A 19,901-nucleotide genomic window follows, 5' to 3' on the forward strand; every position below is an offset into this window, starting at 1 on the left:
TGGAGAGCGACGACCATGACGCAAAATAGTGCGTTAACGACGCTAAAGGACCTGGCAGAAAAAGAAGTTGATGACGCTGCGCTAAAGTTAGGTGAAATGCGCCGCGGCTGTCAGCAGGCGGAAGAGCAACTCAAGATGCTGATGGATTATCAGCATGAGTATCGCAATAACCTGAACAATGATATGAGTCAGGGGATTGACGCCCAGCGCTGGCAAAACTACCAGCAATTTATCCTGACGCTGGAAAAAGCAATTGAACAACATCGCCAGCAGCTGATGCAGTGGTCCCAGAAAGTGGACAGCGCACTGGATTGCTGGCGCGAGAAAAAACAGCGTTTACAAGCCTGGCAGACCCTGCAGGATCGGCAAACCACCGCCCTGCTCCAGGCCGAAAACCGCCTTGATCAAAAGAAAATGGACGAGTTTGCCCAGCGCGCGTCACAGAGGAAATTTGAATGATCAGCCTGCCGAAATTGATAACAACAGATGTGGATGCAACCACCAGCGGACTGACCGGTAAAACGGGTGGCGACAGCGCACAGGATTTCCTCGCGCTGCTTGCAGGTGCGCTTGGCGGAAGCACCGCAGTGGGTGAAGATGCGGATGGCGCATTGTCTCTGACGGGTCTGCAAACGGCTGCCGGTAAGTCTGGCAAAAATCTGCGTACCCTCGCGGCCGATACTACTGAGACGCCGGCACAGAAACTGGCGGACTTACTGGCTCGTCAGACCAGCGACACGGCGACCTTAACCCCGGATGAAACCACCCAGGTACAAAACCTGTTGTCCGGCCTGACGCCAACGGCAAAAAGCGATGTGCTCGCGGCGTTAACCAAAGGCGCAAAAGCCAGTGACGACACGAAAACCGATCTCAGCGATGAAGACTTGTCCAGCCTGAGCGCGCTGATGGCGATGTTGCCGCATCAGCAAGTGGCGCAACTGACGCCCAAAGTACAGGCCAGCGAACAATCCGCCGCCGTCACGCCCTCTGTAAGCCGTACCACGCCGGGCGCAACGCTGTTGGCAAATAACACCGGCGATGTTGACACCCTGAGCAGTAAAGCCAAAACCGACAGTTCATTACCCCAACCCGTCGTAGCAACCGGTGATGACTCGTTCCAGGCCGCGGCGGCGCTGGCGGTAAAAAAAGACGCGGATAATGCCAGCCTGACCGTGAATACCACCACAAGCGTCGCGCCGACCATAAGCCATGCCGCTTCCGCCCAGGCCAGCGCACCGGTTTCCGCCGCTGTACTCAGTGCGCCGCTGGGCAGTAATGAGTGGCAGCAAACGCTGAGTCAGCACGTGACCCTGTTCACTCGTCAGGGTCAGCAAACCGCTGAGCTGCGTCTGCACCCGGAAGATCTGGGTCAGGTGCAGATCTCGCTGAAAATTGACGACAATAATATTGCGCAGTTACAGATGGTCTCGCCGCACAGTCATGTGCGTCAGGCGCTGGAAGCCGCCTTACCGACACTGCGAACCTCTCTTGCTGAAAGTGGCATCCAGTTGGGCCAAAGCAACATCAGTAGCGAAAGCTTCGCCGGACAGCAACAGCAGTCATACTCGGGGCAACAACAGTCATCCGGCTCCACCGGCGGCCAACGTTTTGGCGCTGAAGATGAAGAGCCCCTGATTACGCCAGCATGCTTGCAATCCGCTGCACGAGGCAACAGTGCGGTCGATATCTTTGCCTAAACGCCAGAGGTAGCATGATTATCCCCGTCTTTTCCTCGCTTTGACGCGGACAGGACACGGGATAATCAGTCTATTAGCAGTACTAACAGGAAGCACGTATCAGATGACTGACACCGCTATAAGCAAAAAACGTAAGCGTTCAATCTGGATCCCGCTCTTGGTGTTAATCACCCTTGCTGCATGTGCCACGGCTGGCTACAGCTACTGGCGTATGCAACAGCATCCGGCTGATGGAGCAAAAGCGGAAGCCGAAGCACCACCGCCGCCTGCACCCGTCTTTTTCGCGCTGGATACTTTTACGGTTAATCTGGGCGATGCGGATCGTGTGCTGTATGTCGGCATCACGCTGCGTCTGAAAGATGACCTGACGCGTGCCAGACTGAGTGAGTATCTGCCGGAAGTACGTAGCCGTTTGCTGCTGCTCTTCTCCCGCCAGGATGCGGCCCAGCTTGCGACCGATGAAGGGAAACAAAAACTTGCAGCCGCGATTAAAGAAGCGCTCGCATCACCGTTAGTGCCTGGACAACCGAATCAGGAAGTCACTGACGTTCTTTATACAGCTTTCATTTTGCGGTAAAGACATGGGCGATAGCATTCTTTCTCAGGCCGAAATCGATGCGCTGCTCAATGGAGACAGCGATAAGAGCGATGATCCTAAACCGGGTTCCGGTGGCGATGATAACATTCGCCCCTACGACCCCAATACCCAGCGCCGTGTGGTACGTGAACGTCTACAGGCGCTGGAGATCATCAACGAACGTTTCGCGCGTCAGTTCCGTATGGGGTTGTTTAACCTGTTGCGTCGTAGCCCGGATATTACCGTCGGGGCCATTCGCATTCAGCCATACCACGAATTTGCGCGTAACTTACCCGTTCCAACCAACCTTAACCTGATCCACCTGAAACCACTGCGCGGTACGGGGCTGTTTGTTTTCTCTCCGAGCCTGGTCTTTATTGCCGTGGATAACCTGTTTGGTGGCGACGGACGTTTTCCGACCAAGGTTGAAGGCCGTGAGTTCACCCATACCGAACAGCGCGTTATTAACCGTATGCTCAAACTTGCGCTGGAAGGCTACAGTGATGCATGGAAAGCGATTCACCCTCTGGATGTCGAATATGTGCGTTCAGAGATGCAGGTTAAGTTTACCAATATCACCACATCGCCAAACGATATTGTGGTAAACACGCCGTTCCACGTGGAAATCGGCAACCTGACGGGTGAGTTCAATATTTGTCTGCCGTTCAGCATGATAGAACCGCTGCGTGAAGTGTTGGTTAACCCACCGCTGGAGAACTCCCGTTCTGAAGACCAGAACTGGCGGGATAATCTGGTGCGCCAGGTGCAACATTCTGAACTGGAACTGATTGCTAATTTTGCCGATATTTCACTGCGACTGTCGCAGATACTTAAGCTCAAGCCCGGCGATGTTCTGCCGATCGACAAACCCGATCGCATTATTGCGCATGTGGACGGAGTGCCTGTACTCACCAGCCAGTATGGCACGCTAAACGGTCAGTACGCCCTGCGTGTCGAGCATTTGATAAACCCGATTTTGAATTCGCTGAATGAGGAACAGCCCAAATGAGTGATATGAACAATCCGTCCGATGGCAACAGCAGTTCAATGGACGATCTGTGGGCTGATGCGTTAAACGAACAACAAAACACCACCAGCGCGCCGGGTAAAAGTCCTGTCGATGCGGTTTTCCAGCAACTGGGTGGCGGTGACGTCAGCGGCAATCTCCAGGATATCGATTTGATCATGGATATCCCGGTGAAACTGACCGTTGAACTGGGTCGTACCCGCATGACCATCAAAGAGCTGCTGCGCCTGACTCAGGGTTCCGTGGTCTCACTTGATGGCCTGGCTGGCGAGCCGTTAGATATTTTGATTAATGGCTATCTTATCGCCCAGGGTGAAGTTGTGGTCGTCGCGGATAAATACGGTGTCCGTATCACCGATATCATCACCCCGACCGAACGTATGCGCCGCCTGAGTCGCTAAGTCCTGATATGAAAACGCAGGCTACGGTAAGTCAGCCGTCCGCCGTTCCCGGTTCGCCACTGTTGCAAATCAGTGGCGCGCTGGCGTTGATCATTGGGTTGATCCTTGCTGCCGCCTGGGTGGTAAAGCGCACCGGTCTTGCCGGAAAAAGCGCTGGCGCCAGGGGACTGAAAGTGACGGCCAGCACCTCAGTTGGCCCGCGTGAACGGGTGGTGATTGTCGATGTCGAGGACGCTCGTCTGGTGCTCGGCGTCACGCCCACGCAAATCAATCTGCTGCACAAAATGCCTCCTGCGCCTGTCGAAAGCGACGCCGTTAACGAGAAAACCCCGGACTTTCAGTCCGTGATGAAGAATTTGCTCAAGCGTTCCGGGAGATCCTGATGCGCCCTTTGTTAATGATTGCACTGGCCGCACTATGGCTGGTTGCCCCTGCCGCATTTGCCCAACTCCCGGGCCTGGTGAGTCAGCCTCTGGCAGGAGGCGGTCAAAGCTGGTCTCTGCCGGTTCAGACGCTGGTCTTTATCACCTCCCTGACGTTCCTGCCTGCTATTTTGCTGATGATGACCAGCTTTACGCGCATCATCATTGTTTTTGGCCTGCTGCGAAATGCGCTGGGAACACCGTCTGCACCGCCAAACCAGGTGCTGCTTGGTCTGTCGTTATTCCTGACCTTTTTTATTATGTCGCCGGTTATCGACAAGATTTATACCGACGCCTACCAGCCCTTTACCGAAAGCAAAATATCGCTGGATGTCGCCCTCGAACGAGGCGCTGAGCCGCTGCGTGAATTTATGCTGCGCCAGACCCGTGAAGCCGATCTTGCGCTGTTTGCCCGCCTGGCGAACACCCCGCCGATTGAGGGACCGGAGGCAGTACCCATGCGCATTCTGCTACCGGCCTACGTCACCAGCGAGCTGAAAACCGCCTTTCAGATAGGCTTTACGATTTTCATCCCCTTCCTGATTATCGATCTGGTGATCGCCAGTGTCCTGATGGCGCTGGGGATGATGATGGTGCCGCCGGCAACCATTGCCCTGCCCTTTAAGCTAATGCTGTTTGTGCTGGTTGACGGATGGCAGTTGCTGGTCGGTTCGCTGGCGCAGAGCTTTTACAGTTAGGAGTAAGCGATGACACCTGAATCGGTCATGATGATGGGCACCGAAGCGATGAAAGTGGCCCTCGCTCTCGCCGCCCCGCTCCTGCTGGTCGCCCTGGTGACCGGTCTTATCATCAGTATCCTGCAAGCTGCCACGCAGATTAACGAAATGACGCTGTCGTTTATCCCGAAAATTATCGCGGTATTCGTCGCCATTATTATCGCCGGGCCATGGATGCTGAACCTGCTGCTGGATTATATGCGTTCGTTATTTACCAACCTGCCCTATATCATCGGATAACAGGCTATGTTGCAGGTTTCCAGCGATCAGTGGGTAGCGTGGCTCAGTATGTATTTCTGGCCGTTTATCCGCATTATGGCGCTGATAATGACCGCCCCCATCCTTAGCGAGCGCAGTATTCCCAAGCGGGTGAAAATTGGCCTGGGCCTGATGATAACTTTTATTGTCGCTCCCTCTTTGCCTGCTAATGACACCACCATTTTCTCTGCCAATGCGCTATGGATAATCCTGCAACAGCTGCTTATTGGTATTGCTCTGGGTTTCACAATGCAATTTGCCTTCGCGGCTATCCGTACCGCAGGTGAATTGATCGGCCTGTCGATGGGGCTGTCGTTTGCCACCTTTATCGACCCCACCAACCACCTCAATATGCCCGTGCTGGCGCGTTTAATCGATGTGCTGGTGCTGCTGCTGTTTATGACGTTCAACGGCCACCTGTGGCTGATATCCATCCTGGTGGATACCTTCCATACGCTGCCCATTGGCGGCGATCCGGTTAACAGCAACGCTTATCTGGCGCTGACGCGCGCTGCGGGGATGATTTTCCTCAATGGCTTAATGCTGGCCTTGCCGGTCATTACGCTACTGCTTACTGCCAACCTGGCGCTGGGATTACTGAATCGAATGGCGCCGCAGTTATCGGTATTTGTCATCGGTTTCCCGATTACTCTGGCTGTCGGCATGCTACTTATGATTGCAATGATGCCGCTGATTGCCCCCTTTGCCGAACGTTTATTTGGCGAAATATTCAATCTCTTAGCAGAAATTGTCAGTGAGCTGCCCCGAAATAATATTCCATAAAGTTTGAACGGTCTTTTTAAGGAGATTCCTAAAAACGTTATTGAGGAACATCCACTAACTTATATCCGGCGCGGTTTAATTGTTTTTAACACCCTCACATAACACATTATTTACTTTACTTTAAGATGATTCCTGGCAAATTATACGTAACTTTACGGGATAGTGGTTTCGCCTGAGGTCAGGACACTGTTAATTGTTATTATTTTTTCTGCTGGTGCTGCGACCTCTGGCGAGGGTGAATTATCGTTACGCATTGAGTGAGGGTATGCCATGTCAACGATTATTATGGATTTATGCAGTTATACCCGGCTAGGACTAACGGGTTATCTTGCAAGTCGGGGGGTTAAAAAGCGAGAAATCAACGACGTAACAACTGTCGAAGAACTCGAGTCTGTTTGTGCAACGCTACAGCCCACGGTGGTGTTTATTAATGAGGACTGCTTTATTCACGATCCCGTCAGCAGTCAACACATTAAGCAAATAATTAATCAACATCCTCGCACATTATTTATCGTTTTTATGGCGATAGCGAATATCCACTTTGACGAATATTTATTAGTCAGGAAAAATTTGTTGATCAGTTCTAAATCAATTAAGCCTGAGTCACTGGATATTTTTTTGGCAGATTATTTGGGAAAAGAGAAAAAAAGCATTGGTTTTGGTAATTTACCGACATTATCGTTAAGTCGTACTGAATCCAGCATGCTTAAAATGTGGATGTCGGGTCAGGATACGATTCAGATATCTGATCAAATGAATATTAAAGCAAAAACGGTATCATCACATAAGGGTAATATTAAAAAGAAAATTAAAACGCACAATAAGCAAGTGATTTACCATGTCGTGCGTCTCACAGACAATGTGACCAGCGGTATTTTCGTGAATATGCGATAGCCGTGCAGAACTTCACCCTCCTGTTCAGGAGGGCGAAAAAATCATTCTTCCCTTTCGACAAAAATCCCGTCAGGGCTCTCTTTTTCATTAAAGAACCAGATTCCGAGCGGGTAATCCTCAAGCGAAACAAGGTACATAGTACCTTCACTAAATGCCTCTACAGCCAGCACCGTACCCGGGCGGCGTGGACCACCGTCCGTTTTGACCGTAACCCGATCGTTAACCTTCATAACTCTCCTCCTGTCGCATTTGTGCCAGTGTAGAACAATTCTCATTAACTGGCAGCGTCCTGGCGTTTGGCTGGCTATTTTTTCTACCGTCTATACTCAATACGGGTCGGTCAATGAGGTCATGAAGATGAAAACAGCCAAAGAGTACAGCGACACTGCCAGCCGCGATGTGAACGTCGATGTAGACGCCCTACTGGCTGCGATTAATGAGATTAGCGAGAGTCACGTCCAGCGAGTCGAGGACAGCGACGGGCAACGCGTTAGCGTAGATGGACGTGAGTATCATACCTGGCGTGAACTGGCGGATGCGTTCGAGCTGGATGTTCACGATTTCAGTATCAGTGAAGTGAACCGCTAACAGAAAAAAATCCCGGCCATGGGATGACCGGGATAAAGCTTGCTTGCGCAAGAAGCACTTAAAATTCGTTACATCAGGATATCTGATGCAGGTAGCACTATATCGCCCAAAAAATTGCATGACAAGGAAATATTGATAATTTGAACTATTTGAATTCGAACTATTCTTGTGATTTATACATCCCGATCCAGTTCTGGCAGTCCTTCCCCCGTTTGCGCAGCCAGGCAACAGATCGCCTGACCGCTAAAAAATGGGAATTATCCTGGTCATCAATACCTTATCGGTAAAGGAGCCTCCAGTGCCCACGCTTGACGATACGCTACTGATCTTCTCCGATGTCGATGGCACGCTGATGGACAGCCACACCAGCGACTGGCAACCCGCCGCACAATGGCTGGCGCATCTGCGCGAACATCAGGTGCCGGTTATTCTTTGCAGCAGTAAAACGGCCGCGGAAATGGATGCCATACAGCGTATTCTCGGACTACAGGGTCTGCCTTTTATCGCCGAGAACGGCGCAGTTATCCAGCTTGATAAGCGCTGGCAGGCCGACGTTCACTACCCACGTATACGCCAGGGCACCTCTCACAGCGAGATAGCCCTGCTGCTCGTGCAGTTACGTCAGCAGCACGGGTTTAAATTCACGACCTTTAGCGAACTGGACGATCGCATTCTGGCCGAAGTAACGGGTCTGCCGCTGGCTCAGGCCAGCCTTGCTCGTATGCAGGAGGCTTCAGAAACACTGATCTGGCGTGACAGTGATGAACAAATGTCCGCTTTTACCGCGCTGCTTGCCGATCGCGACCTGCGATTTGTACAGGGGGCGCGTTTCTGGCATGTACTGGATGCGCGAGGAGGTAAAGACAGTGCGGTCAACTGGCTGACCCGCCAGTATCATCATTACGCAGGTAAATTCTTTACCACCCTTGGACTGGGAGATGGCCCTAATGATGCCCCCTTGCTCGACGCCGTCGATTTTGCAGTGGTTGTGAAAGGGCTTAACCGGCACGGGATACGGCTACGTAATGATTCCCCCGAGCGGGTTTTTCATACCACACTTGAGGGCTCCGCAGGCTGGCGGGAAGGACTGGATCATATGCTGGGTTCAGGCTGCTCGTCGTCTGTTGACCGGACCTGATTGCGGCCAGCGCGTTTAGCCAGATACAGGCGGCTGTCTGCCACATATTGCAGATTCTGGAAATCGTAATTCCCGGTTTCCAGCGCGCTGCTCACCCCCAGAGAGGCACTGACGCGAATGGTCTGGCTTTTCTGCACCAGAATCTCTTTGCTGCTGATGCGACTGCGGATCCGCTCGGCAATGCGCACCGCCTCTTCAAGGTTGCTTCCGGGGAGTAAGACGCAAAACTCTTCCCCACCGACGCGTCCGGCGATTTCCGGCTCCCGGATTGAATTACCGATAAGCCTGGCGGCATGGGATAGCACTAAATCCCCCGCCTGGTGACCATAGCGGTCGTTGATCCGTTTGAAATGGTCGAGATCGATTTGAATTACCGAGAAAGCTTGCTGCCGCCGGGCGCACTCGTCAGATAACGCTTTCGCGCGATCAAAGAGCGCGCCGCGGTTTGATAACCGGGTAAGCGGGTCATGCCAGGCCTGCCATTGCAGATCATGCTGGAGGCGATACATATTGGTGACCATCCGGCGAATAACTCCCCAGGCCATGAGCAACATCCCGGTAAAGAGCACCCACAGCAGGGATAAAGAGATGCTGATGGTGCCAAAATCACTTTGCAGCCCCTCCCGCAGGGTATGAATGCGTAGCATCACGCCATCAAAATGCTGGAGTTTCTCCCAGCTGATGAAACGTGTTCCCATGCTCATCCCACCGGCAGTATCCGAACTCATTGCCTGATTCAGTGCCTTGCGATCTTCCGGCGTGAAGGTATGGATACGGTCAACGCTTGTGATCATTGTAGTGGCCAGTAATGACCACTGACTGTCATAGAGTTGATACTCGCCATCCTTCTCGCTCTGCCGCGCCTCAATTAACACCTGGCGTATCGCGGATACCGGGAAGCTCATCGCCAGCACGCCGTACCAGTAACTTTCATAATCCAGCGGCACACTTGCCATCACGACAGAGTCACTGTCAGCGGCTTTGCGGGCCTGATCGGTAAACCAGCGAACGCCACGCTGTTTGTTCTCACGTTCCCGCTGTTGAATAAACCAGGGACGGGCGAGCAACTGGTAATATTCATTGGGAATCACCTCCATCTTCCCGACAGGTTGGGTGGTAAGAAAGAAACCCGCACGGGAAACATACCAGGACTGCCTGGGACGCATAACCGTGGTTGCCGACAGGCGGAACAGATAGCCCAACTCCAGCGCCGCCGTCATTTCATTTTGCAGGCGTGTGTCATCACGACTGAGCAGCGGACTTTGTTCCACAAAGTAGTCTGCAACGCCATTCAGAGGGAGCGTACGACGATTATCGAGCACAATCTGCCAGTAGGGTAAAGACCGCTGACGCGCAAATTTTCCCTGCACGTTGCGCAGCACTTCGAAAGCCAGAGGGGTTTGTAGCGCGGCTTCCATACCATGGCGAAAGAAGAGTAAGCGGTCGATACTGACCTGCATTTGCCTGTCGAGATCGTTACTGACGTTTTCCAGCGCATTACGCTGACTGGCAACATAGGCGTCTTCAAGAACCGCTACTTCACGCCAGGTGAGTACGGTTGAAATGACCAGCACAATAATAAAACAGAGGTTAACAACCCCGCTGGGATCGAACCATTTTGTCATCTTGGCCAGCCGCAATGGGCTACTCACGACCTTATCCTGCCGCACTGAGACTCCCTAATAAATACCCTGCGCCACGTTGCCCTGACGGGGCGTCAGTCAAAATGTGAACGCCCGGGGATGCCGGGCGTTCACATGGTTATGCCTCTTCGCAACCATTAGACCTGCCACCAGGAATCAGTTCATCTTCCCGAAAGGCTTCACGCTGCACGCCGTAGCCGTCATACCAGCGACATTCAACCATGCCGCTGGCAAAGCCGGTAACGACCATGCATGGACCACCGTGTTTCGTGGTAACTTCATCACTGACTACAAAGACCATCATTGCCTCCAGTATCAGAGTGAAACGATTTCACCTTAGCCGAAGATTTGTCCCTTTGCATAACCACCAGGAACTGTTTTACAGTTTCGCCCCGCGCAGGCGGGAAACAGCATTCACTGCCAGCAGCGCGACGGCGCCGACCAGCAGGCCGACAAGCAGATTTGCCAGCACCGGTAAGATAACCAGCCAGAATGCGGGATACTGGGCTGAGAATGTCTCAATGGCATGATGCAGGGGCGCGATACCGTGCGTCACTATCCCACCCCCGACCAGAAACATGGCCAGCGTGCCGACAACAGAGAGCGCCTTCATCAGCCAGGGGGCAACAATCAGCAACGCTTTACCGGCCATCTGCGCCAGCAACGCGCTTTTTTCCACCAGCCAGTACCCCATATCATCCAGCTTGACGATGACTCCAACCAGCCCGTAAACGCCAACGGTAACCACCAGAGCAATCCCCGAAAGCACCAGCACCTGATTGATCAAAGGGGCATCAGCCACAATCCCAAGCGTAATGGCAACAATTTCAGCCGACAGAATAAAGTCCGTACGGATGGCTCCCTTGATTTTGTCACGCTCAAAGATTTGCGGATCCTGCGCGGCGATGGCCTGAAGACGCTGCTGGCGGACTTCAGGGCTTTCAGGATGCCTGCGCGCATGGAGGGTATGGAGAACTTTTTCCAGCCCTTCGTAACACAAAAAAGCCCCGCCAATCATTAGCAGTGGCGTAACAGCCCAGGGAATAAAGGCGCTAATCAGCAGCGCCAGAGGGACCAGAATCACTTTATTGAGAAGCGACCCTTTCGCCACACTCCAGACCACCGGTAATTCGCGATTGGCGCGAACACCAGAGACCTGCTGCGCATTGAGGGATAAATCGTCACCCAGTACGCCTGCGGTCTTCTTTGCCGCCAGTTTTCCCATTACCGAGATGTCATCCAGCAGAGTTGCAATGTCATCAAGGAGTGTTAATAAGCTACTTCCTGCCAAAATATCCTTCCTTATTAAAAGCCTTTCATTACTGTTGAACAGCCTTAGTATGATGTAAAAATGCAGCGGCGAAAATTGTCCGCCGAAAAACAACAAAAATTTAACAGCTACAGCACAATTAACTCCTCGCCAGCACAATAGTTTTAGCGTTAACTATATGCGTCCTTTTTATTTCGCTGTGAGGGAGTATGCGTTTCAGGCAAGTTTTACCACTGATCGGCGCACTGTTTGCGCTGTATATTATTTGGGGTTCCACCTATTTCGTTATTCGTATTGGCGTTGAAAGCTGGCCACCGCTTTTAATGGCAGGTACACGCTTTCTTAGCGCTGGGGTTTTGCTGACGGCTTTTTTATTGCTTACCGGGCATAAACTCCCCTCTCTTCGCCTGATGCTCAATGCCGCGCTTATCGGCGTGCTCTTGCTGGCCGTCGGCAATGGTTTCGTGACGGTTGCAGAACATCAGAATGTTCCGTCAGGTATTGCCGCCGTCGTGGTCGCCACTGTCCCCCTGTTCACTCTGTGCTTTAGCCATTTTTTTGGCATCAAAACCCGCAAACTCGAATGGGCAGGCATTGCCATCGGTCTTTCCGGCATCATTTTACTCAACAGCGGCGGTAACCTCAGCGGCAATCCCTGGGGCGCCGTCATGATCTTAATTGGTTCGATGAGCTGGGCCTTCGGCTCCGTCTACGGCTCACGTATCGCGCTGCCGTCCGGGATGATGGCGGGCGCCATCGAGATGTTAGCTGCCGGTATTGTGCTGATGGTCGCGTCGTTACTTTCCGGAGAACGTCTGACCCGGCTTCCAACAACCGAGGGCCTGCTGGCCGTTGGCTACCTGGCGCTGTTTGGTTCAATTATTGCCATCAATGCCTATATGTTTTTGATCCGCAATGTCAGCCCGGCCGTTGCCACCAGCTATGCCTACGTTAACCCGGTGGTTGCCGTGCTGCTCGGCACCGGTTTTGGCGGTGAATACCTCTCCTTAACCGAATGGCTGGCGCTGGGCATTATCATCCTCGCGGTTGTGCTGGTGACGCTGGGTAAATATCTCTTCCCTGCCCGCCCGGTAATGACGCCCTGCGAGACCCGGAAATAAAAGTGAGTTAATGAATACCCAGAGCGTCGATCTGCGCGCTGCCACCGCCGCCGCAGATCCACTCTTCCAGCCGCTCGCTCAGCGCCATGTCAGACAACTTCTCACGCCCCCGTAGTGCGCACTCCCACACGATAAGCACTCGCCAGCCCTGATCCCGTAACAAAGCCGTATCCCGGTTATCACGCTCAACATTTTTACCAATCTTCCCGAGCCAGAATGCAGTGCGCGTGGCCGGGACTTTAAACAGATAACAGTGATGCTGATGCCAGAAGCAACCGTGAGTGAAAATAACGCACTGGTATGCATCCAGCACAAAATCGGGTTTTCCTGGCAACTCAGCCACCTGAACCCGAAATGTCAGCCCAAGGCTTTCCAGCAACGACGCGATGCGTTTTTCAATCGCCGTATCCCGGGTTGCAATCGCCCGCATATTTTTGCTGCGGGTCGCTTTGTCGTGAACATCCGCCATCAGGCGCCTCGTCTGTTATTCAGGCTGATACGGATGACAAAAGCGCTGTAACACAGTGCTGTCGATAGCATAAAAATCCCCTTTCAGTTCAGCCGCCAGCTTCGCCATAAAGTGCACCAGATAATCGGCATTGTGCTGCGCCAGCTCACGGCCTTTCTCTGTCTGCATGGTTTGCGGCAGGGAGAGGAGCTTGGTACGAAAATGGTCAAGGGCAAAGGCTTTGTCATTTAATTCACGCCCCTCGGCAAAAGGATCGTTGCCATCAAATAATGCAACGCCCAGCGCCCCGGAAACGGCAAAGACGCGGGCCAGCCCAATAGCCCCCAGGGCTTCGAGTCGATCCGCATCCTGAACTATTTTGGCCTCAAGCGTTTGCGGCGGGATCCCGGCACTGAAGCTATGCGCTTCGATTGCATGGATCACGCCGTCATAGCACGCCGCCGGAAAGTCCGGAAAATCGGTGGTAAGAATCTCATGGGCTTTGCGGGCCGCCATCCTCGAGGCCTGCTGCCGCTGCGGATGGTTTTTTGGCAAACTCACAATGTCATGAAAATAGCAGGCTGCCAGAATAACCCGCTCATCGGCGATTTGCCCGTCCAGCAAATGGCGGGCAGTTTGCCATACCCGGCGAAAGTGTGTCACATCGTGTGCGGCATCAGCCTGCTTGTAGTTTTGATGCAGCCAGGCGTCAAATCGCTGCTGCCATAGTGTCAGTGTCATCATGCATCCGTTAAGAAAAACCCAGGCTTCGCCATTGTTATCGCCAGCCACGCATCCGGCATACGGGGCGATAGCGCCGGGGATCGCGCCTGCAATGCCGGAGATGAAAGCGCGCAGTCATCCCTGGCCCCATTCCACGATAGCCGATGCCCACGTATCGTCAACGACAATTACCGCGCAGGCCAGTTCATGAGTCATAAAAAGGGCAAAAAGAAAAAACAGGCGCAACGACAATCAATCAGAATAAAGTCTGAGCAGAAAAAATATTCTTCTGGCAGTTCTCTTGCTCAAGGTAAATAAAAAGACAGCATTTAAAAACACTATATTTCACCGCCTTCCCGTGTCATTATTCCTCCGTTATTATCATTAAATATTTTTTGCTTTATTTAACCTCCCCCTCTTAACAATCAGTATACCCGGCTATCATGCCGGGATTTTTTATCATTATTAACGACAGTGAATGAATAATTCAAATCTGTTTTCACCACAAATAATATGCACCCAAAAAATACAAACCAAGCTATATATCACGCCCACAAAATAAATCAATAAACCCTACAAATACATTAAGTTAATTAAATAACCCCGGCAAATATAAAGGCCAAACAGAAACATATTGCAATATTTTAAATAACTCACTTACATTTACAGAATAAAATAAAATGAACTTTATAGAATAGTATCGTTATGTAACTTCAGATGAAGTTATTGTCATTCATATAATCAATAACTCAAGGGAATATATTATGAAAAGATTAGCATTGGCGACATTAGTTCCTTTCTTATTAACCACTGGCGCTGTAAGTGCAGCTGAAATATATAACAAGAACAGCAATAAAGTTGATTTCTACGGCAAGATGGTTGGAGAGCGCGTCTGGAGTAATACCGATGACAGCAACAGTGAAAACGAAGACACCTCCTACGCCCGTTTCGGCGTAAAAGGTGAAACTCAAATCAATAGCGCACTGACGGGTTTTGGTCAGTTTGAGTACAACCTGAAAGCCAGCAAGCCGGAAGGCAGCCAGGAGTCGAGCACCCGACTGGCTTTTGCCGGTTTGCGCTTTGATGGCAAAAGTTCATTAGACTATGGTCGTAACTATGGGGTCGCGTATGACGCCCCGTCTTATACGGATATGCTCGTTGAGTGGGGCGGCGACTCTCTGGTGGCCACCGATAACTTTATGAATGGCCGTACCAACGGGGTAGCGACTTACCGTGTCAGTGATTTCTATGGCGAAGTTGATGGTTTTGACTTCGCGGTTCAGTATCAGGGCAAGAACAGTAACCGTGTTGTAGAGAAGCAAAATGGCGACGGATACAGTTTGTCTGCGTCATCTAACTTTGATGGTTTCGGTTTTGCCACCAGCTACGGCAAATCGGATCGTACCCATGAGCAGTCGGCTGACCGTAAAGGCGATAATGCGGAAATCTGGACAATCGCGGCCAAATATGATGCCAACAGTGTTTATGCAGCGGTGATGTATGGCGAGACCCGTAATATGACAGTGGAAAATGACGGTCAGTTTGCCAACAAAACCCAGAACGTCGAAGCCGTTGTACAATACCAGTTCGACTTTGGGCTGCGTCCGTCTTTAGGTTACGTCTTCTCTAAAGGGACCGATCTGAGTCGCCGCGGCAACTTCAATGGCGGCGATGCATCGCGTGTCAATTACGTCGAACTTGGCACCTGGTACTACTTCAACAAAAACATGAACGTCTATGCCGCGTACAAGTTCAACCTGTTGGATGATACCGCTTACGTCAAAGAGACCGGTCTGGATAAAGGCGACCAGTTCGCACTGGGTATCGTTTACCAGTTCTGATACCTGACCACCTGCCTCAAGCCCGCAAAATGCGGGCTTTTTTGTTCCCGCGAATCAGTTCGTTACACAAAAAAACCGGCGTACCTGGCTGGCCGCCTCACACATCCACAATGAACCCGCTCACGAGAACTGCTGTTAATAGTAAAAGACGCTAAAGTGAGAAAAGAGTAGATTAGGTAACGTTTATGAGATGTGTGCACATGACAGGATTTTCCATGATGTGTAACATTCATGCGGTACAAACGAGGGGATTTGTGAAAAGAAATCAGTAACAAACAACTGATGGCATGAAGTGGCGGAGAGAGGGGGATTTGAACCCCCGGTAGAGTTGCCCCTACTCTAGTTTTCGAGACTAGTCCGTTCAGCCGCTCCGGCATCTCTCCGTTTCAATAGTTGCCATCATGCCAGGTTATTTGGCATTTTAACAGCCCCGGTACGGTTAAACAGGTTCAAGTGGCGAGTTTGCGAGCGAAGCGATGATAAAGTGGCCCTGGAAAACGAAAGGATCCTCCCATGAGGGTGAATTCCCTTGGGAAGATGCGCTAAACATTCCTCTGTTAGCGAATCTTACGATAGAGGAACAAGCAAAGCTGGTACAACTGGCTGACCGCTTTTTGCAGCAGAAGCGGCTGGTTGCTTTACAAGGTTTCGAACTGGATGCGCTTAAAAGTGCCCGTATTGCACTTATTTTTTGTCTTCCGGTACTCGAGCTTGGGCTGGAATGGCTGGATGGTTTCCACGAAGTACTTATCTACCCTGCCCCCTTTGTGGTGGATGACGAATGGGAAGATGATATTGGTCTGGTGCACAATCAGCGCATTGTGCAGTCAGGTCAGAGCTGGCAGCAAGGCCCGGTGGTACTGAACTGGCTTGATATTCAGGATTCTTTCGATGCCTCCGGCTTCAATCTGATTGTTCATGAAGTCGCCCACAAACTTGATGCCCGTAACGGCGATCGTTGTAACGGGATCCCGTTCATTGCGCTGCGTGAGGTGGCCGGCTGGGAACACGATTTGCGTGCCGCGATGGAGAATATCCAGGACGAGCTTGATCTGGTGGGCGAAAGCGCCGTCAGTATTGATGCCTATGCGGCCACCGATCCGGCTGAATGCTTTGCCGTCCTGTCCGAGTACTTCTTTAGCGCGCCTGAACTCTTCGCACCGCGTTTCCCGCAGCTATGGCAACGATTCTGCCAGTTCTATGGTCAGGATCCCTTAACCCGTCTACGCGACCAGCCATACTCGTCGAATGAGCACCCCAGACGTGTACACTAAAACGGCAGATTGAGGTTTAATTAACCCATTAAATCAGAGAGTTAAATTTAGTGTTGACACATATGAACGTGGCAAGTAGTATGCGCCCCGTTCACACGATTCCTCTGTAGTTCAGTCGGTAGAACGGCGGACTGTTAATCCGTATGTCACTGGTTCGAGTCCAGTCAGAGGAGCCAATTTAAAGAAGCCAGATGTCTACGGACGTCTGGTTTTTTTGCTTTCTATCAATTGGTTATCCCATTCCCAATGTCTACCCACGTCTGTTAAAAAGTACTCAAAGCTACACCTCATTGTTGTTATATTCGTTGGTACAACGGGTTCGATTTGTTTTGTACCATCATGTGGAGGGCTGAAACATGGCGCTTACTGACGTTAAGATAAAAAAATCAAAGCACTCTGATAAGCCCGTCAAGCTCACTGACGGCTTTGGCATGTACCTGCTTTTGCATCCAAATGGCTCAAAGTACTGGCGTATGCAGTTCCGCTTTGCAGGTAAACAGAAAACCCATGCGTTAGGTGTCTACCCGACCGTTTCCTTAGCGGAAGCCAGAGAACGTCGTGACGCAGCCCGTAAGCTACTGGCTAATGGTACTGACCCTTCTGCTAAAAAGCAGGAAGACAGGCTGGAAAACAGTGGCGCGTTCTCTTTTGAGACCATCGCACGACAGTGGCACAGCACCAATAAAAAGTGGTCAGCAGATTATGGAGCCAAAATTCTCCGCACCTTTGAAACCTATATCTTCCCTGTTATTGGCAATCGCCATGTTGCTGAACTGAAAACCCGCGACCTGCTGGTGCCGATAAAAGCGGTTGAGGATAAGGGGTTTAATGAAGTGGCTATGCGTCTGAAACAACGCACTACCGCTATCATGCGTTACGCTGTTCAGCAGGGCATTGTCGACTACAACCCCGCACAGGAAATGTCAGGGGCCGTTAACACGGGTAAACGTCAACATCGTCCTGCTTTGCCGTTTGAACGCTACCATGAGTTTTTAGGACGTGTTGACAGCTATAAAGGCCGGTTGCTCACCCGACTGGCGGTGAAACTCACCCTGCTGATTTTTATCCGTTCCAGCGAACTTCGGTTTGCCCGCTGGTCAGAAATCGATTTTAAAAAATCGTTATGGACAATACCGGAAGAGCGCGAAGCGGTTAAAGGAGTGAAAAACTCACACCGTGGAGCCAAAATGAAAACCCGGCATTTGGTGCCACTCAGTCAACAGGCCGTTACCATTCTCAGAGAAATACAGCAAATCAGTGGTGACCATGACTTCATTTTCATTGGCGATCACTATGCCGATAAGCCGATGAGTGAAAACACGGTCAACAAGGCGTTACGTACAATGGGCTACGATACTCAGAAGGAAGTCTGCGGTCATGGTTTCCGTACAATGGCGTGTAGCTCCCTGATAGAGTCTGGCTTATGGTCAAAAGACGCCGTTGAACGCCAGATGGGGCATCAGGAACGCAATAATGTTCGTGCTGCCTATATCCATCAGGCTGAACATTTGGACGAGCGCAGGGTTATGCTGCAATGGTGGGCCGATTTTCTCGATGCTAACCGGGAAGGCATGGTCAGGCCGTTTGAGTTTGCGCACAACGGATAATGTCAGAAGACCGAAAATGACGTTATATCGTTTAGCCATTAGATGTATTAGCTCAGACTTGATCTGACGGTACTCAGTGGCAAGACCCAATCAAAACTTACGGTCTTCAATTAGCAGGCCTTACAGATAGCGGATAAGATTTATACCATCAGTTGCGGACACGAACGTTTGTGGCAATATTTTCTAACGAGAAGAATTATGAAGTATCAGGAGACATTGCAGGGCTTATTGTTAGATGACCCTATAAGAATGAAGGCCCTTTGCGCCATTCAATCCTTAAAGCTCAATGATGGCTGGATTGGTGCCGGGTTTGTACGAGATGCGGTATGGGATCACTTACATGGTTATAAGCAAGTACAAATTTCTGGTGATGTGGATGTTGTCTGGTTCGATTCAGAACGTTGTAATCCAGCTCACGATAGCGACTTGGAAGAGCGGCTTTGCCAACGCTTTCCTGAGTTCGACTTTTCTGTGAAGAATCAAGCCAGAATGCATCAACGTAACGGTAATCTTCCTTATCTCTCAACAGAGAATGCGCTGCTGTACTGGCCTGAGACAGCCACGGCAATCGCCGTCAGAATAGGAGAGACGAATTTTCTTGAGATTATTGCGCCCTATGGACTTGATGATCTGTTTGAATTGCGCCTGAGACCGACTCCCCCATTTGAGCGTGAAAAACTTAATATTTTTAGGCAACGTGTCGCCAGAAAAGGATGGATGGAACGTTACCCTAAATTGCAGTTTATCATTCCTGAATAACGTTAGTGATATCAGCTACTGGCAAGTTGACCGCCAGATTAAGTTTAGCTCTATGCCGCAGCATTGTCAGATCAGGTCTGAGCTAATACAGCTAATACAGCTAATATGTATTAGTCGCGACTTGATCTGACACTTGACCTTGAAAGGTTGAGAGTTACCGGTTTTGATATGGGTGTCGAATCCTTATACAAAACGCGAGGTAACTCTCATGCTCCATACTAACAATCCCATCATCAAACACAAAGCCGGCCTGCTCAATCTGGCAGAAGAACTCGGTAACGTTTCAAAAGCCTGTAAAATCATGGGCGTATCGCGAGATACGTTTTATCGCTATCAGGAGCTGGCTGAAGAAGGCGGTATTGACGCGCTGATTAATCAAAACCGCAGAGTCCCCAACCTGAAGAACCGCGCCGATGAAGCCACTGAACACGCGGTTGTTGAGTACGCCGTTGAGTTCCCGGCTCATGGTCAGCACCGGACCAGTAATGAGCTGCGTAAAAAAGGCGTGTTTATCTCCGGCAGCGGCGTGCGCTCCATCTGGCAACGACATGACCTGGAGAACTTCCGTAAACGCCTGAAGGCGCTTGAGGAAAAAGTCGCCAGAGAAGGCATCGTGCTGACCGACGCTCAAATCGCAGCGCTGGAGAAGAAGGCCCTCGATGACGAGGCCAGCGGTGAAATCGAGACGGCACA

At 51.2% G+C, this 19,901-nt stretch carries 25 protein-coding genes and 2 tRNA genes; 20 read left to right on the top strand and 7 right to left on the bottom strand.

What is annotated here, in order from left to right; all coding sequences use genetic code 11:
* Positions 1-15 precede the first annotated feature (15 nt).
* The 10 genes from fliJ (at position 16) to rcsA (ending at position 6,796) form a co-directional block, all read left to right on the top strand.
* Positions 16-459 (top strand): flagellar export protein FliJ, encoded by a 444-nt coding sequence (fliJ, locus tag ACSZO4_RS09760; protein WP_437888730.1) that lies wholly within the window; start codon positions 16-18, stop codon positions 457-459.
* Complete coding sequence (gene fliK, locus ACSZO4_RS09765; RefSeq protein WP_437888731.1) at positions 456-1,697, top strand: flagellar hook length control protein FliK; 1,242 nt, start codon at positions 456-458, stop codon at positions 1,695-1,697. The genes fliJ and fliK overlap by 4 nt, the downstream gene beginning before the upstream one ends.
* Positions 1,698-1,800: 103 nt before the next feature.
* Complete coding sequence (gene fliL / locus ACSZO4_RS09770; RefSeq protein WP_437888732.1) at positions 1,801-2,274, top strand: flagellar basal body-associated protein FliL; 474 nt, start codon at positions 1,801-1,803, stop codon at positions 2,272-2,274.
* 4 nt (positions 2,275-2,278) lie between these two features.
* Positions 2,279-3,283: a flagellar motor switch protein FliM gene (gene fliM / locus ACSZO4_RS09775; protein WP_437888733.1), complete on the top strand. Its 1,005-nt coding sequence runs from the start codon at positions 2,279-2,281 to the stop codon at positions 3,281-3,283.
* Positions 3,280-3,702 carry a flagellar motor switch protein FliN gene (gene fliN, locus ACSZO4_RS09780; RefSeq protein ID WP_437888734.1) on the top strand — a complete coding sequence of 141 codons (423 nt, stop codon included), beginning with the start codon at positions 3,280-3,282 and terminating at the stop codon, positions 3,700-3,702. Before fliM ends, fliN begins: the two co-directional genes overlap by 4 nt.
* A gap of 8 nt (positions 3,703-3,710) precedes the next feature.
* Positions 3,711-4,085 carry a flagellar biosynthetic protein FliO gene (gene fliO / locus ACSZO4_RS09785; protein WP_437888735.1) on the top strand — a complete coding sequence of 125 codons (375 nt, stop codon included), beginning with the start codon at positions 3,711-3,713 and terminating at the stop codon, positions 4,083-4,085.
* Positions 4,085-4,822, top strand: a complete 738-nt coding sequence (fliP, locus tag ACSZO4_RS09790; protein WP_437888736.1) for a flagellar type III secretion system pore protein FliP — start codon at positions 4,085-4,087, stop codon at positions 4,820-4,822. The genes fliO and fliP overlap by 1 nt, the downstream gene beginning before the upstream one ends.
* Before the next feature lie 9 nt (positions 4,823-4,831).
* Positions 4,832-5,101 (top strand): flagellar biosynthesis protein FliQ, encoded by a 270-nt coding sequence (gene fliQ, locus ACSZO4_RS09795; protein ID WP_437888737.1) that lies wholly within the window; start codon positions 4,832-4,834, stop codon positions 5,099-5,101.
* Positions 5,102-5,107: 6 nt separating this feature from the next.
* Positions 5,108-5,902 (top strand): flagellar biosynthetic protein FliR, encoded by a 795-nt coding sequence (gene fliR / locus ACSZO4_RS09800; protein ID WP_437888738.1) that lies wholly within the window; start codon positions 5,108-5,110, stop codon positions 5,900-5,902.
* A 270-nt stretch (positions 5,903-6,172) separates the two neighbouring features.
* Positions 6,173-6,796: a transcriptional regulator RcsA gene (gene rcsA / locus ACSZO4_RS09805; RefSeq protein WP_437888739.1), complete on the top strand. Its 624-nt coding sequence runs from the start codon at positions 6,173-6,175 to the stop codon at positions 6,794-6,796.
* A 41-nt stretch (positions 6,797-6,837) separates the two neighbouring features.
* Here the strand turns inward: rcsA and dsrB are convergent, their stop codons facing one another.
* Positions 6,838-7,026 carry a protein DsrB gene (gene dsrB / locus ACSZO4_RS09810; RefSeq protein ID WP_437888740.1) on the bottom strand — a complete coding sequence of 63 codons (189 nt, stop codon included), beginning with the start codon at positions 7,024-7,026 and terminating at the stop codon, positions 6,838-6,840.
* Between the two features lie 127 nt (positions 7,027-7,153).
* Here dsrB and yodD point away from each other — a divergent pair, with 127 nt between their 5' ends.
* Together yodD and ACSZO4_RS09820 are read left to right on the top strand one after the other, a co-directional pair.
* Positions 7,154-7,384, top strand: coding sequence for a YodD family peroxide/acid resistance protein (gene yodD, locus ACSZO4_RS09815; protein ID WP_437888741.1), 231 nt, complete (start codon positions 7,154-7,156; stop codon positions 7,382-7,384).
* A gap of 298 nt (positions 7,385-7,682) precedes the next feature.
* Entirely contained in the window at positions 7,683-8,522 is an 840-nt protein-coding gene (locus tag ACSZO4_RS09820; protein WP_437888742.1) for a mannosyl-3-phosphoglycerate phosphatase-related protein, read from the top strand.
* Here the strand turns inward: ACSZO4_RS09820 and dgcQ are convergent.
* The 3 genes from dgcQ to ACSZO4_RS09835 all read right to left on the bottom strand — a co-directional run bounded on the left by dgcQ (position 8,477) and on the right by ACSZO4_RS09835 (position 11,456).
* Positions 8,477-10,147, bottom strand: a complete 1,671-nt coding sequence (gene dgcQ, locus ACSZO4_RS09825) for a cellulose biosynthesis regulator diguanylate cyclase DgcQ (protein WP_437888753.1) — start codon at positions 10,145-10,147, stop codon at positions 8,477-8,479. The genes ACSZO4_RS09820 and dgcQ overlap by 46 nt on opposite strands.
* 136 nt (positions 10,148-10,283) lie before the next feature.
* On the bottom strand, positions 10,284-10,466 hold the full coding sequence (locus ACSZO4_RS09830; RefSeq protein WP_437888754.1) for a YodC family protein: 183 nt from the start codon (positions 10,464-10,466) through the stop codon (positions 10,284-10,286).
* Positions 10,467-10,544: 78 nt separating this feature from the next.
* Positions 10,545-11,456, bottom strand: a complete 912-nt coding sequence (locus ACSZO4_RS09835) for a DUF808 family protein (RefSeq protein WP_437888743.1) — start codon at positions 11,454-11,456, stop codon at positions 10,545-10,547.
* Between the two features lie 188 nt (positions 11,457-11,644).
* Between ACSZO4_RS09835 and yedA the strand changes: the two genes are divergently transcribed.
* Positions 11,645-12,556, top strand: a complete 912-nt coding sequence (gene yedA, locus ACSZO4_RS09840; RefSeq protein WP_437888744.1) for a drug/metabolite exporter YedA — start codon at positions 11,645-11,647, stop codon at positions 12,554-12,556.
* A gap of 7 nt (positions 12,557-12,563) precedes the next feature.
* Here the strand turns inward: yedA and ACSZO4_RS09845 are convergent, their stop codons facing one another.
* Together ACSZO4_RS09845 and ACSZO4_RS09850 are read right to left on the bottom strand one after the other, a co-directional pair.
* Positions 12,564-13,025: a very short patch repair endonuclease gene (locus tag ACSZO4_RS09845; protein ID WP_437888745.1), complete on the bottom strand. Its 462-nt coding sequence runs from the start codon at positions 13,023-13,025 to the stop codon at positions 12,564-12,566.
* 15 nt (positions 13,026-13,040) lie between these two features.
* Complete coding sequence (locus tag ACSZO4_RS09850) at positions 13,041-13,745, bottom strand: phosphohydrolase (RefSeq protein ID WP_437888755.1); 705 nt, start codon at positions 13,743-13,745, stop codon at positions 13,041-13,043.
* 1 nt (position 13,746) lies between these two features.
* On the opposite strand from ACSZO4_RS09850, the gene ACSZO4_RS09855 reads away from it, so the two are divergent.
* Both ACSZO4_RS09855 and ACSZO4_RS09860 read left to right on the top strand, forming a co-directional pair.
* Positions 13,747-13,938, top strand: a complete 192-nt coding sequence (locus ACSZO4_RS09855) for a hypothetical protein (protein ID WP_437888746.1) — start codon at positions 13,747-13,749, stop codon at positions 13,936-13,938.
* A gap of 553 nt (positions 13,939-14,491) precedes the next feature.
* Entirely contained in the window at positions 14,492-15,568 is a 1,077-nt protein-coding gene (locus ACSZO4_RS09860; RefSeq protein WP_437888747.1) for a porin, read from the top strand.
* A gap of 293 nt (positions 15,569-15,861) precedes the next feature.
* Here ACSZO4_RS09860 and ACSZO4_RS09865 read toward each other — a convergent pair.
* Positions 15,862-15,951 (bottom strand) — tRNA-Ser (locus tag ACSZO4_RS09865).
* Between the two features lie 93 nt (positions 15,952-16,044).
* On the opposite strand from ACSZO4_RS09865, the gene mtfA reads away from it, so the two are divergent.
* The 5 genes from mtfA to ACSZO4_RS09890 all read left to right on the top strand — a co-directional run.
* Positions 16,045-16,842, top strand: coding sequence for a DgsA anti-repressor MtfA (gene mtfA, locus ACSZO4_RS09870; protein ID WP_437888748.1), 798 nt, complete (start codon positions 16,045-16,047; stop codon positions 16,840-16,842).
* Positions 16,843-16,942: 100 nt separating this feature from the next.
* A tRNA-Asn gene (locus ACSZO4_RS09875) sits at positions 16,943-17,018 on the top strand.
* A gap of 180 nt (positions 17,019-17,198) precedes the next feature.
* Positions 17,199-18,449: a tyrosine-type recombinase/integrase gene (locus ACSZO4_RS09880; protein WP_437888749.1), complete on the top strand. Its 1,251-nt coding sequence runs from the start codon at positions 17,199-17,201 to the stop codon at positions 18,447-18,449.
* Between the two features lie 198 nt (positions 18,450-18,647).
* On the top strand, positions 18,648-19,208 hold the full coding sequence (locus ACSZO4_RS09885) for a nucleotidyltransferase family protein (protein WP_437888750.1): 561 nt from the start codon (positions 18,648-18,650) through the stop codon (positions 19,206-19,208).
* A gap of 208 nt (positions 19,209-19,416) precedes the next feature.
* Positions 19,417-19,901, top strand: a 485-nt coding sequence (locus tag ACSZO4_RS09890) for a helix-turn-helix domain-containing protein (protein WP_437888751.1), incomplete at its 3' end; no start/stop codon positions are given.

The organism is Phytobacter sp. V91 (genome assembly GCF_965644225.1).
Classification (GTDB): Bacteria; Pseudomonadota; Gammaproteobacteria; order Enterobacterales; family Enterobacteriaceae; genus CBFFRJ01.